The sequence below is a fragment of the Phreatobacter aquaticus genome (genome assembly GCF_005160265.1).
GTDB classification, from domain to species: domain Bacteria; phylum Pseudomonadota; class Alphaproteobacteria; order Rhizobiales; family Phreatobacteraceae; genus Phreatobacter; species Phreatobacter aquaticus.
Map to the genome: position 1 here is coordinate 2,707,126 of NZ_CP039865.1, position 11,935 is coordinate 2,719,060.

The 11,935-nt window shown below is 66.7% G+C and carries 12 protein-coding genes; 6 read left to right on the top strand and 6 right to left on the bottom strand.

Annotated elements, in window-relative coordinates; translation table 11 throughout:
• Positions 1 to 114 precede the first annotated feature (114 nt).
• Positions 115 to 1,503: a M48 family metalloprotease gene (locus E8L99_RS12670; RefSeq protein ID WP_137099880.1), complete on the top strand. Its 1,389-nt coding sequence runs from the start codon at positions 115 to 117 to the stop codon at positions 1,501 to 1,503.
• Between the two features lie 11 nt (positions 1,504 to 1,514).
• Positions 1,515 to 2,327 carry a DsbA family protein gene (locus E8L99_RS12675; RefSeq protein ID WP_137099881.1) on the top strand — a complete coding sequence of 271 codons (813 nt, stop codon included), beginning with the start codon at positions 1,515 to 1,517 and terminating at the stop codon, positions 2,325 to 2,327.
• A gap of 226 nt (positions 2,328 to 2,553) precedes the next feature.
• Here the strand turns inward: E8L99_RS12675 and E8L99_RS12680 are convergent, their stop codons facing one another.
• Positions 2,554 to 2,928, bottom strand: a complete 375-nt coding sequence (locus tag E8L99_RS12680) for a nuclear transport factor 2 family protein (protein WP_137099882.1) — start codon at positions 2,926 to 2,928, stop codon at positions 2,554 to 2,556.
• 159 nt (positions 2,929 to 3,087) lie between these two features.
• Between E8L99_RS12680 and E8L99_RS12685 the strand changes: the two genes are divergently transcribed.
• Positions 3,088 to 3,474 carry a DUF2267 domain-containing protein gene (locus E8L99_RS12685; protein ID WP_137102098.1) on the top strand — a complete coding sequence of 129 codons (387 nt, stop codon included), beginning with the start codon at positions 3,088 to 3,090 and terminating at the stop codon, positions 3,472 to 3,474.
• Positions 3,474 to 4,037, top strand: coding sequence for a hypothetical protein (locus E8L99_RS12690; protein ID WP_137099883.1), 564 nt, complete (start codon positions 3,474 to 3,476; stop codon positions 4,035 to 4,037). The genes E8L99_RS12685 and E8L99_RS12690 overlap by 1 nt, the downstream gene beginning before the upstream one ends.
• Before the next feature lie 70 nt (positions 4,038 to 4,107).
• Here E8L99_RS12690 and E8L99_RS12695 read toward each other — a convergent pair whose 3' ends face one another.
• The 3 genes from E8L99_RS12695 to E8L99_RS12705 form a co-directional block, all read right to left on the bottom strand.
• Positions 4,108 to 4,812, bottom strand: a complete 705-nt coding sequence (locus E8L99_RS12695) for an outer membrane protein (RefSeq protein WP_137099884.1) — start codon at positions 4,810 to 4,812, stop codon at positions 4,108 to 4,110.
• Between the two features lie 273 nt (positions 4,813 to 5,085).
• The gene (locus tag E8L99_RS12700; protein WP_137099885.1) at positions 5,086 to 5,511 is read right to left on the bottom strand and encodes a MerR family transcriptional regulator; all 426 of its coding nucleotides are present in this window, start codon (positions 5,509 to 5,511) and stop codon (positions 5,086 to 5,088) included.
• Between the two features lie 115 nt (positions 5,512 to 5,626).
• The gene (locus E8L99_RS12705) at positions 5,627 to 6,049 is read right to left on the bottom strand and encodes a MerR family transcriptional regulator (RefSeq protein ID WP_137099886.1); all 423 of its coding nucleotides are present in this window, start codon (positions 6,047 to 6,049) and stop codon (positions 5,627 to 5,629) included.
• Between the two features lie 231 nt (positions 6,050 to 6,280).
• Here E8L99_RS12705 and E8L99_RS12710 point away from each other — a divergent pair, with 231 nt between their 5' ends.
• Positions 6,281 to 7,003, top strand: coding sequence for an MgtC/SapB family protein (locus E8L99_RS12710; RefSeq protein ID WP_137099887.1), 723 nt, complete (start codon positions 6,281 to 6,283; stop codon positions 7,001 to 7,003).
• A 7-nt stretch (positions 7,004 to 7,010) separates the two neighbouring features.
• Here the strand turns inward: E8L99_RS12710 and E8L99_RS12715 are convergent, their stop codons facing one another.
• On the bottom strand, positions 7,011 to 8,813 hold the full coding sequence (locus E8L99_RS12715; RefSeq protein ID WP_137099888.1) for a methyl-accepting chemotaxis protein: 1,803 nt from the start codon (positions 8,811 to 8,813) through the stop codon (positions 7,011 to 7,013).
• Between the two features lie 122 nt (positions 8,814 to 8,935).
• Positions 8,936 to 9,733, bottom strand: coding sequence for a hypothetical protein (locus E8L99_RS12720; protein ID WP_137099889.1), 798 nt, complete (start codon positions 9,731 to 9,733; stop codon positions 8,936 to 8,938).
• A gap of 227 nt (positions 9,734 to 9,960) precedes the next feature.
• Between E8L99_RS12720 and E8L99_RS12725 the strand changes: the two genes are divergently transcribed.
• Positions 9,961 to 11,916, top strand: a complete 1,956-nt coding sequence (locus E8L99_RS12725) for a methylmalonyl-CoA mutase family protein (protein WP_252511099.1) — start codon at positions 9,961 to 9,963, stop codon at positions 11,914 to 11,916.
• The last annotated feature ends 19 nt before the right edge of the window (positions 11,917 to 11,935 follow it).

Here is an 11,935-nt window from a genome sequence, read left to right on the forward strand (position 1 = left end):
CGCGAATTGTCCTTGGCGCCTAACACAGATGGGCGCGACGGTCACCGGTCTCGCCCGAACGTGAACGTGCCCTGCGTTGACCGGCTCATGCCCTTTCCCTAGGTTCCGCCCACGATGATGCTTCGCAAGACTTCGACCCGCATCGCCGCCGCGGCGTTGGCAGGCCTTCTGGCCTTGGGCACAGTCATGCCTGCTCATGCCCAGTCGATCCCGCCGGGCGTGCCGCTGATCCGCGACACCGAGATCGAGAACCTCCTGCGCGACTATGCGCGTCCGCTGTTCCGCGCGGCCAATGTCGGCGGCAGCCAGACCAATGTCGTCATCATCAACAGCCGGGGCTTCAACGCCTTTGTCGCCAATGGCCGGCGCGTCTTCATCAATGCCGGCGCGATCATCGATTCCAAGACGCCCAACGAACTGATCGGCGTCATCGCCCACGAGACCGGCCATATTGCCGGCGGCCATCTGGTGCGCCTGCGCGAGGCCATGGAGCGCGCGCAGATCATGGCGGTGATCAGCATGCTGGCCGGCGTCGGCGCGGTGGCGGCGGGTGCTGCTGGTGGCCGCAGCGTCAGTGGCGTCGGCGAGGCAGCGCCCGGCGTGCTCACCGGCGGCATGCAGGTCGCCCAGCGCTCGCTGCTCTCCTATCAGCGCGGCGAGGAGGCGGCAGCCGACCGTTCCGCCATCACCTATCTCAATGCGACGGGCCAGTCGGCCCGCGGCATGGTGGAAACATTCAAGCGCATGCAGGACCAGAACCTGTTCGCTGTGCGCAATGTCGACCCCTACACGATCAGCCATCCGGTGCCGCAGGATCGCGTCCAGTCGATCGAGCCACTGGCCAAGGCGAGCCCCCATTACAACGCGGTGGACCCGCCGGCGCTGATTGCCCGCCATGATCTCGCCCGCGCGAAGCTGATCGGCTTTATGGACCGTACCGACGCGATCACCCGGCGCTATCCGCCGACCGATGTCTCGCTGCCGGCCCGCTATGCCCGCGCCATCCAGATGTTCCGCTTCGGCGACCGCAACCGCGCTGCCGGCATGGCCGACGACCTGATCCGGGCCCAGCCGAACAATCCCTATTTCCACGAGATCAAGGGCCAGATCCTGCTGGAGACCGGCCAGCCGGGTGCGGCGATCCCGGCGCTGCGCCGCTCGGTGGCGCTTGCCCCCAATGCCGGCCTCATCCGCATCATGCTGGGCCATGCCCTGGTCGCCACCGGCAACCCAGCCGTGCTGGACGAGGCGATCCGCGAGTTGCGTCTGGCGCTCCAGCGCGAGCCGGAGGCCCCCGATGGCTACCGCCAGCTGGCCATCGCCTATGGCCGCAAGAATGATCGCGGTCAGGCCGATCTGGCCGCCGCTCAGGCCTCTCTCTATGAGGGCGACCTCACGACCGCTCGCGGGCTTGCCCGCCGGGCTCAGGGTTCGCTGCCCTCCGGCTCGCCGGGCTGGTTGCGCGCCGAAGACATCTGGAACCAGCGGCGCACGCCGAATTGAGGACTTTCTCCATGGCTTTCCGCCCCCTCGTCCTTGCCTGCATCGCCGCCATCGGCCTGGCAGGCGCGGCTCTTGCCCCGTCGCGTGCACAGCAGGCTGCGCAGCCGCCCGCTGCCTCCACCGCCAATGTCAGCGCCGATGAGCGCGGGCGCATCGAGGCGATCGTGCGCGAGTACCTGCTGCGTAACCCCGAGGTGCTGCAGGAGGCGCTGGTCGAACTGGAGAAGCGCCAGGCCCAGGCCGAGGAGCGCTCGCGTGCCACGGCCTTCCAGGCCAATCGCGAATTGCTCTACCGCTCGCCGAACCAGGTCGTGCTCGGCAATCCGCAGGGCGATGTCACGCTGGTCGAGTTCTTCGATTACAATTGCGGCTTCTGCAAGCGGGCGCTGGCCGAGACGCTGGATCTCCTGCGCGCCGATCCGCGCATCCGCCTGGTGCTGAAGGACTTCCCGGTCCTGTCGCAGGGTTCGGTGGAGGCGGCCCAGGTGGCCGTGGCCCTGAAGATGCAGATCCAGGGTCCCAAATATATGGAATTCCACACCAAGCTGCTCGGTGGCCGCGGCCAGGCCGATCGTGCCCGTGCGCTGGACGTCGCGCGCGAGGTTGGCGCCGACATGACGCGCCTCCAGCGCGATTTGGGCTCGGCCCAGGTGCGCGACACGCTGGCAGAGAATGCCCGCCTCGCCGAACTGCTGCGCATCAACGGCACGCCGACCTATATCGTCGGCGACGAGGTGGTGGTCGGCGCCGTCGGCATCGACAAGCTGCGCGAGAACATCGTGCGGGCCAGGGCGACCTGTGCGGTTCAGGTCGGCGTGTGCTGAGGCAATCCGCGCGGCCTTCATCGAGGGCGCATCTTCACCTCTCCCCGTTCACGGGGAGAGGTCGGCAGCGCTTGCTGCCGGGTGAGGGGCGCTATCCGGCAGCGGCCTGACAGAGGGAGAGGGCAGGAGCCCCTCACCCGCCCGTCTTTTCACTCCGGTCGACCCCTCCCCGCAGGCGGGGAGAGATGAATCGTCGCCGTTCCGCCTGCGAGACCCTGCCGGTCTCTCACTCCTTCACATCGTAGCGGTACGACTTCGACACGATGGTCCAGCCATCCGTCAGCTTCATCAGCACGAGATAATCGGTGAAATAGCGCGGCGGCAGCTGGCAGCGCACCTTCACCAGCGCGGTGGTGGCGTCCGAGCGGTCGATCAGCACGGTGAAGTCCTCCCGCGCCTTGCCCTCCGACTTGGCCGAGGGGCGCTTGCGCACCCGGTCCAGCCAGTCTGGCGCGGTCAGAACCTGCAATTCGCCCTTCTCCTGCCAGCGCAGATCCGCGCTCGGATGGAAGATGGCGCCGAGCTTGTCGGCATCGCCCTCGTAGAGCCCGTCGAAATAGTGCTGGATCACGGCTTCGATGGTCGAGCGGTCATGGGCCATGGTCGGTCCTCCCTGATGTCGTTGGGGCGAATCAGATCACAAACAAAGCCAGCGCGGAACCGCCCGCCGCGCTTGCCGGCAATGCGGCGGGTCGCCATATTGGCCGCGACTCGTGGTGGCCGCCCCAAGGCCTGCCCAACCCATCTGGAGACTGACATGATCGAGGACCTCATCAACCGCGTTGCCACCGCCGCCGGCCTCGACCCGGCCGTGGCATCCAAGGCGATCGGCATGATCCTGGGCTTCCTGCAGAAGGAAGGCCCGACCGAGCAGGTCAACACCATGCTGGCGGCGCTTCCCGGCACGTCCGAACTGATCGCCCAGGCCGAGGCCGATGGCGGCGGCGGCGGCCTCATGGGCATGATGGGCGGCATGATGGGCGGCGGCATCATGGGCCTTGGCGCCAAGCTGATGGGCGCCGGTCTCGACATGGGCCAGATCTCGACTGTCGGCCGCGAGCTCCTGACCGCTGGCCGCGAGCAGGCGGGCGACGACGTGGTCGGCCAGATCGTCGCGGGCACGCCGGGCCTGTCGCAGTTCGTCTGATGCGCACATTCATGGCGCGTGGCGCCCTTGCCGCCGTGGCTCTGGCCGCGGCGGTTTCGTCTGTGTCAGCCCAGCAGGCGGCGCCTGCCTGGCGCGCCAGCGAGATCGCCGGCCAGGCGACCGCCTTCGTCACGGTGGAGCCCGCTCCCGGCACCGGCACGACCAGTTCCTATCTCGGCTTTTCCTGCGGGGCCCAGCCTGCGGTCAAACTGACCGGCCAGGTGGCGGTGACGGGTGCGCAGGCCGGACCCTTGCCACTGTCGCTGACATTCACGGCTGGCGACGACCTGATGGCGCTGCGGCTCGACGTCCGCTTTTCCGGCGCCGTCACCGCCAATGCGGCGGAGGCCGCCCGCGCCGATCTCGCCGGCGAGCGCCTGCTCATCGAGGATGTCGATGCCGGCTTGTTGCGCGATCTGGCCGAGTTTCTGCGCGACGCGCCCGAGGGGGAGCTGCGTGTGGGCTCCGATCAGCCGAATTTCCGCATGACCTTCCCGCTGGCCGAGGCCAAGGCCGTGCTGACGCGCTTTCTCGCGACCTGTCCGGCCTTGGCGAAGCGCTGACCGACGATCCAGCCCAACGAAAAAGGCCCGGCGCTGGGCCGGGCCTTTCGAAGGTGGGCAGGCGTCTCGCTCAGTAGCGGGCGACGACCGCCGACGGGCCGGTCGAGAACAGGTAGTTCACGCCGATCCGGAATTTGTGGGTCTCGAGGCGGACATTGTCCACGTTCAGGATCTTGGTGCCGTAGTTCGAATAGAGATACTCGCCACGGATCGTGACGTTCTGCGTGACGGCATGCTCGATGCCGGCGCCAAGGGTGAAGCCGAGGCGGGTCTGGCTGGCAGAGAACGGGAAGAAGGCGACCGGCAGGCCGGCCGCACCGCGGACGCTGATATCGGCCGCGGCGAGACCGCCGGTGACGTAGAGCAAGGTGCGGTCGATGGCGACACCGGCACGGGCCCGCAGCGAGGCATCCCACTGGGTGCGCCACTGGATGAAGTTGCCGCCGCCGAGATCCGCACGGCGCGTGACGCCGAAATAGCCGGCATCGCCTTCGACGCCGAGGACGATATTGTTGATCTGATGGTTGTAGCCGACCTGCAGCCCGGCAACCAGGCCGGTGCCGCTGCCCGACAGGAGGCCACCCGTGAGGACGCTGTAATTGGTGTTGGCAATGCCGATGCCGAGATTGGCGCCGACATAGAAGCCGGTCCAGTTGAACGCGGGAGCGATGATGGCGGCTGCGATCGGCTGACGCGGCACACCGAGGTCGGCGGCCTGGGCAATCCCGGCCGACATGGCGAGGGCGGACGTAGCGGCAAGCAGGATGCGGCGCATGGGTTGCACTCCAAGGTGTGGACGAATTCTCTATCCAAACCATACGAGAGCGAGGTGCCGGCACCTATGACTTGCCGGCAACACAACGTTACGAGTCGTCAGGCCCAATAGCGGTGGATTTCCCTGTTTTTCCAATGGTGGAAACAAATCAGAAAGCATTCCGCGCCACGGAATAAGACTGTGCGGCAGCCATGCTTGATCCGTGAAACCTTGGGTCAACCCCCAGCGACATCATACAGCCGGCCGGCGTGCGGCCGATGTCTCGGCAGACCTTCAGCGCATCGTCGAGAGGACCTGCTTCAGTTCCTCGATCGCTCCGACGATCTCGTCGCGTTTGGCATTCAGCCGCTCGACCTGCTGGTCGATGGCGAGCTTGCGCAACCGCTGAACGGACGCGATGGATCCCGATGTGTCGCGCATATCGGTGATCAGCGCCTGGATCTCGGCCAGCGAAAAGCCGACACGCTTGCCCCAGATGATCAGTTCCAGCTTCTCGCGGTCGAGCGCACTGAAGACCCGCTGGCCCTTCTCGTGCCGCGGTGCAATCAGCCCGATCGATTCGTAGTAGCGCAGCGCCCGGTAGGTGAGACCCATCTGTTCGGCAATCACCCGGATCGGAAACCCGTGTAGGTTGTGGGCGGCCTGGACATCGACGAGCAGGTCATCGAGGTCGAATGCGTCTGACGAGGAATGCATCATGGCGGAGCGCAACCTTGTGGCGCGAGTTCGTTTCAATGTCCTCAAGATAGGTCTGGCGGGAGATTGAGACCTTGCGGTGCCTCAAACCAGGTAAAATTGTCTGTTTCAGGCCCGATCAGTCGAGTTCGGCGAGATGGCGCCGCAGTTCTGCGATCGCCGCGATGATCTCGTCGCGGCGCGCTGTCAGCTCCTTCATGCGTGCAATCATGTCGTCGGGTTGCAGAAGATTTTGCTGCGGCTCGCTCGTGCCCTTGGCCCGGTTCTCGATCATCTCGCCGATCTCGGCCAGCGTGAAGCCGAGGCGTTTGCCCCAGACCAGCAGCTCCAGCCGTTCGCGGTCTTCCTCGCTGTAGACCCTGCGCCCGTCCCTGTGCCGCGGCGTCAGCAGGCCCTTGCTCTCGTAGAAGCGCAGGGCCCGGTAGGTCAGATGGAACTGCGAGGCGATGTCGCGGATGTTCAGGCCAGCAGCACCATGGGCCCGTTCCACGGCTCCGGGCACCGTATCGACGTCGAAGGCGGTCGGATCTTTTGAGGACATGGCCTTGCCCCGCAATGCGCCTGCTGGATGCGCCAGCCGATTGGACGACGCAATCGGCAAGCCACCAAAGCCGACGCTAGACCCGATGCGGTCCGCCTACAACCGCCGGATGGATGAAACCGATCGAGGTCCCCGGCAATGTGACGCCAGCTGGCCAGACGTCACACGGCTGTTGCGGAGGCAGGGTTCGAGGGCCTAGTCAGCGTGCCGCCAGACAGCAGGAGACGTGTCATGGCCCTTGCCGCCTTCGCCGGGTTCGATCCGGTCCAGTTTCTCAACACGGTCGTCAGCCTGTCGACGGCCTTCGTGCTCGGCACGGCGATCGGCGCCGAGCGGCAATATCGCCAGCGCACAGCGGGCCTGCGCACCAATGCCCTGGTGGCGGTGGGGGCCGCTGCCTTCGTCGATATCGGCATGCGGCTGAACGGCAATCCGGCTGCGGTCCAGGTGTTGGCCTATGTGGTCTCCGGCGTCGGGTTTCTCGGGGCCGGCGTCATCATGAAGGAGGGGCTGAACATCCGAGGCCTCAACACGGCGGCAACGCTCTGGGGCTCGGCCGCGGCCGGCGGCACGGCCGGCGCCGATCTGATCGCCGAATCCGTGCTGATCGCCGGCTTCGTTCTGGCGGCGAACACGTCGCTGCGCCCGCTGGTCAATCTGATCAATCGCCAGCCGCTCGACGAGGGCACGACGGAGGCGACCTATGAACTGCGCGTCGGCGTCTCCACCAGCGAGGTGGCGCAGGTGCGATCGGCGCTCACCGAGGCGCTGGATGCCCGCAACTACGCTGTCCGTGAGATTGTGACCGAAGATACAGCCGACGACCTCGTCGACCTGATCGCGACGCTCGCCGGCTCAAGCGCCGAGCCCGGCGAGCTCGACGCGGTCATCGCCGCCATGGAAGCGCAAGGCGGCGTCCGCCATGCGGCCTGGTCGATGCGCACGGCGGATTGAGGCGGTCTCAGGCCGCCTTCACCTGGGCGAGGAAGCTCTGCACCGTCTCGCGCAGGCCGTCGGCTTCCGATTTCAGCCCGCTGGCCACACCCGAGAGATCGCGGGCCGCATCCTCGGTGCGCTTGGCGGCTTCGGCCACCACCAGGATGTTATGCGTCACCTCGCTGGTGCCATGGGCCGCTTCCGTCGCATTGACCGCGATTTCCGACGTGGCGGCGCTTTGCTCCTGAACGCCTGAGGCGATGGTCGAGGAAATCTCGCTGATCGAGCCGATCGTGGCGACAATCCGCTGGATCGCCTCGACGGCGCTCTGCGTCTCGCGCTGGATCGTGTTGATCTGGCCCGAAATCTCTTCCGTTGCCTGTCCGGTCTGGGTGGCCAGGTTCTTCACCTCGGCGGCCACGACAGCAAACCCCTTGCCGGCCTCGCCGGCGCGCGCGGATTCGATGGTGGCATTGAGCGCCAGCAGATTGGTCTGGCTGGCAATCGTCGTGATCAGGTTGACCACCTCGCCGATGCGGGCCGTCGCCTGGGCGAGCGAAGCCACCTGCTCGTTGGTGGCGCGCGCCTCTTCGACCGCCCGGTTGGCGATCGCCGAGGAATTGTTGATCTGGCTGCCGATCTCGGCAACGCTGGCCGAAAGCTCCTCGGTGGCCGCCGCAGCCGTCTGCACATTGGCCGAGGATTGCTCCGAGGCCGCCGCGACCGCCGCCACCCGGTTGTTGGTGTCCTCGGCGGTCCTCGACAGCAGGGCCGAGGTGTTCTGGAACTGGGCGACCGACTGTTCGACCCGGGCCAGCACGTCGGCGATTGCGCCGTCGAAGCCCGCCGTCAACTCCTCCAGCCGCCGGGCGCGTGCCGTGCGGCGCTCATCCGCGATCTGTTCGCGCTGCAGCGCTTCCGCCCGCTCGATGGCATTGGACCGGAACACCTCCAGGGCACGTGCAAAGGCGCCGATTTCCGTCTTGGCCTCGGTGCCGCCGATCATGATCGTCGTGTCGCCCTGGGCAAGCTTGCCCATGTCGACGGTCAGCGCCTGCAAGGGCTGGGTGATCGAGCGACGGATCATCAGGGATATGACAGCGGATATGAGAACCAGCACGCCGAGGATGCCGCCCATCAGCAGGGCGCGCGACCAGAAGATCGCGTTGACGTCATCGACATAGACGCCGATGCCGATGAAGCCCTTGATCTCCGGCAGCACCTGGATGATCGCGATCTTGGGAATCCGCGGCCCGTTTGCGACCTTCTCGGTGGCGTAGAACTGGTAACCGCGGCCGGTGCTGGTGCTCGCGATGCGGATCTGCTCGGAAATCACCGCGGCCGATGCCGGGCCATCACTGGTCAGCCGGTTGAGACCGATCTTGGTCGGATTGACATGCGCGAAGGTCACGCCGTCGAGATAGGTGCCGAACACATAATTGACTTCGCTGGGCGGGCCGAACCGCACCGCATTGATCACGCTGAGCAAGGCCTTGCGGCCGGCTTCGCTCTCGGCCCCGCCCGCCGCATTCATTTGCGTGCGCGCCGCCGACACGACGCTGTCGATCATGTTGGCAAGCTGTTGCTTGCGATCCTCGATCATCTGATCGCGCAGGATCAGCAGTCCGACGCTGGCCGATGCGATGACGCTGATGCCCGTGACGACAATGAGAATCGACAGGCGTTTGCCGATCGAAAGGTCTGAAAGTTTCATGGCCCAACGTCCCTTTGGTTGGGCCAAAGTCCAGATTAAGAGCCTGAATATCGAGTTAATATTGAGGATGTTGAAGATGTGATAACGCCGATTTGACGCCTCAATTAGCGGCAATTGGTATTGGGATAACGATCAAGGGAAGAGATGTATCAAACATATGACATTGGTGGGGCCATCAGTGCCTGTGAGCCCCGCCCCTGCCTCTGACGTCTCTAGGGAAGGGCCTGCCGATGACCTCAGCTCCGAGGCCGGTTGCGCGCCGGCAGCACGATCTCGGCGTTCTCGCACAGGTTCTGCCGGGAGAGCGTCGCCGATTGGCGCCCGTCCACCGAGAAGGCGGCCTTGACGTCGTAGAGGCAGTTGGCCGAGCGGGCGACGCGGCCGGTATAATGATCGCCTTCCGACATGACCCATTGCCCCAGAAGGTCGGAATTGGGCCTGCGCGCGCCGCTCGGCGTCACGCTGAGTTCGTAGACCGTTGAGCCGGAGCGGTTCACCACCCGGAAGAGCGCGATCGTGTCGCGCCGCTCGGGCTGCGCCGGCTGGGCGTCGATTGTCGTCAGCTCGATTGTCTGCTGGGCGCAGAAATCATGGTCGAGACGGGTCAGCTCGTTGCCGTCGTCGAACGTGATGCGCACGTCATAGCGGCAGCTCTCGCCGCCAACACGCCAGGTCATCGTGGCGTTCGGGTTGAGCTTCTCGTTGACCAGCCGGTTGCGCCCCCAGTCGGGGCTGTTGGTCGGGGCGAACTGCACGACCAGCGCGTTGAGCGTGGTCTTGTTGGTGAAGGCAAGCGCCACCTGCCGCATGGCAGACGGCGAGGCGGCCCCAGGCCGGGCCAGTAGCCGGTCGATCTCCTGGCCCTGGGTTTCGCCGCCGCGGCCTTGCGGACGCATGCCGCCCGGCACCTGCGACAGCGCGCGGTCGATCTCCTGGCCGATCGACGGGATGGCAGGCGGCGCGGTCTGTGCGGCAGCGCCAAGGCTGGCGAGCGGGAGGATCAGGGCGGTGGCGGCAAGGGTGCGGCAGAACATCGGGGGCAAGTCCTCTTTTGGATCTGACGCGAGGCAATAGGGGCCTCGGCCTGCCCGCCGATGACGGGGAAGGGGAACCTCTGTTTCTGATGTTGCGGCGGCGGAAAAGGATGAATTCACTCCTCCCGATGGTGCTACGCCCAAAGGACGCCTTTTCGCAGCGCATCATTCGTGGCAACCAGAAACACTCATTCCTTGATCACTCTTCTGTCTGGAGCCCGATGCCGATGGCCCTGTCGCTTGCCGCCGAGTTTCCCGCGGCTACCGAGGCGCAATGGCGCGCGGCCGTCGACGCGGTGCTGAAGGGCAAGCCGTTCGACCGCACCCTGGTCGGCCGTACCGCCGACGGGATCGCCATCCAGCCGCTCTATCCGCGCGCCCCCTCTGCCCATGCGCTGGCAGGCCGTGCCGCCAGCCTGCCATGGACCATCGTGCAGCGGGTCGACCAGCCCGATGCGGGCGACGCCAATGCCCAGGCGCTCGACGATCTGACCAATGGCGCCTCGGGCCTCGCCCTCGTCAGGCGCGGCGGCATCGGTGATAGGCGCGGCGACGGGCTCGACCTCGATCATCTCGCCGATCTCGACCGCGTGCTCGACGGCGTCATGCTCGACCTCATTCCGGTCCGCATCGATGCCGGCACCGCCGCAACCCATGTGGCTGCGATGTTTGCCGCCAAGGTGAAGCGCGACGGGCTCGATCCGAAGAGCCTGCAAATCGCCTTCGGCATCGATCCGATCGGCGCCTTCGGCCGGCGTGGCACGCTGGAAAGCTGGGATGGCGCGGCCGCCAAGCTCGCCGATGCCGCACTCGGCCTGGAAGCCCATGGCTTTGCCGGCACGACCTTCATGGCCGATGGTCGCGTGATCCACGATGCCGGCGGAACCGAAGCGCAGGAACTGGCCTTCGTGCTCGGCTCGGCCGTCACCTATCTCAGGGTGATGGAGAGGGCCGGCCTGCCGCTGGCACGCGCCGCCCGCGCGATCAGCGTCATGCTGGCGACCGATGCCGACCAGTTCCTGTCGATCGCCAAGATCCGGGCGATCCGCAAGCTCTGGGCGCGCGTCGAGCAGGCCTGCGGCCTCGAGCCCTCGCGGCTCGACGTCCATGCCGAGACGGCCTGGCGGATGACCACCCGCGTCGACCCCGCCGTCAACTGGCTGCGCACAACGCTCGCCTGTTTCGCCGCCGGCATTGGCGGCGCCGACCATGTGACGGTTCAGCCCTGGACGGCAGCGATCGGCCTGCCCGATGCCTTTGCCAGGCGCGTTGCCCGCAACACCCAGCTGATCCTGATCGAGGAATCGAACCTGCACCGCGTCGCCGATCCGGCGGCGGGCTCGGGCGGCATCGAGACCCTGACCTCCGAACTCTGCGAACGGGCCTGGGCGCTGTTCCAGGAGTACGAGCGGGCAGGGGGGCTTGTTCAGGCGCTCTCGGCCGGCACGGTGCAGGCCGCTGTCGCCAAGGCGCGCGCCGAGCGCTTGACCCGCATCGCCACCCGCCGCGAGCCGCTGACGGGGGCCAGCGAATTCCCCAATGTGCATGAAGCCAGGCCGGACGTGCTGCCGGTCTCCCGGCGGCCGCAGGTCACCTCGGCCGCGTCGATCGATCTGCCTCCGGCTGCAAAGGGCGAGCGCTTCCAGGCCCAGGTGGCAGCCTATGCCGGCGGGGCACCCCGCGCCGCGCTGATGCGCCCGAAAACCGACACCATCTTCGTCGATCCTCTGGTTCCCGGTCGTCTGGCTGAACCTTTCGAGGTTTTGCGCGACCGGCTCGATGCCGCCACCGCCAAGGCCGGCTCGCGGCCGAAGGTCTTTCTCGCGGTGCTCGGCCAGGTCGCCGATTTCACCGCGCGGGCGACCTTCGCGCGCAACCTGTTCGAGGCGGGCGGCTTCGACGCGCCGATCCCGGAACCTTTCGCGAGCCAGAACGAGCTCTCGCTCCTGTTCCGGGAAAGCTCCGCCCGCATCGCCTGCATCTGCTCGTCGGACGCCCTCTATGCAGCGGAGGCTATGCCCGTCGCCGAGGCGCTGAAGGCCGCGGGCGCGACGCAGGTCTGGCTCGCCGGCAAGCCCGGCGAGCAGGCCGAAGCCTATGAAGCCGCAGGCGTTTCAGGCTTCATTTATGCGGGGTGTGATGTGGTGGACTGTCTCGGCAAGGCCGCGGCAGTCGTTGAGTGAGGGGGAAATCATGCCCATG

Bases quoted from the DNA above. Each gene is read 5' to 3' on its own strand.
- E8L99_RS12670 (WP_137099880.1), top strand. From the start codon at position 115: ATGATGCTTCGCAAGACTTCGACCCGCATCGCCGCCGCGGCGTTGGCA.
- E8L99_RS12675 (WP_137099881.1), top strand. From the start codon at position 1,515: ATGGCTTTCCGCCCCCTCGTCCTTGCCTGCATCGCCGCCATCGGCCTG.
- E8L99_RS12680 (WP_137099882.1), bottom strand. From the start codon at position 2,928: ATGGCCCATGACCGCTCGACCATCGAAGCCGTGATCCAGCACTATTTC.
- E8L99_RS12690 (WP_137099883.1), top strand. From the start codon at position 3,474: ATGCGCACATTCATGGCGCGTGGCGCCCTTGCCGCCGTGGCTCTGGCC.
- E8L99_RS12695 (WP_137099884.1), bottom strand. From the start codon at position 4,812: ATGCGCCGCATCCTGCTTGCCGCTACGTCCGCCCTCGCCATGTCGGCC.
- E8L99_RS12700 (WP_137099885.1), bottom strand. From the start codon at position 5,511: ATGATGCATTCCTCGTCAGACGCATTCGACCTCGATGACCTGCTCGTC.
- E8L99_RS12705 (WP_137099886.1), bottom strand. From the start codon at position 6,049: ATGTCCTCAAAAGATCCGACCGCCTTCGACGTCGATACGGTGCCCGGA.
- E8L99_RS12710 (WP_137099887.1), top strand. From the start codon at position 6,281: ATGGCCCTTGCCGCCTTCGCCGGGTTCGATCCGGTCCAGTTTCTCAAC.
- E8L99_RS12720 (WP_137099889.1), bottom strand. From the start codon at position 9,733: ATGTTCTGCCGCACCCTTGCCGCCACCGCCCTGATCCTCCCGCTCGCC.
- E8L99_RS12725 (WP_252511099.1), top strand. From the start codon at position 9,961: ATGGCCCTGTCGCTTGCCGCCGAGTTTCCCGCGGCTACCGAGGCGCAA.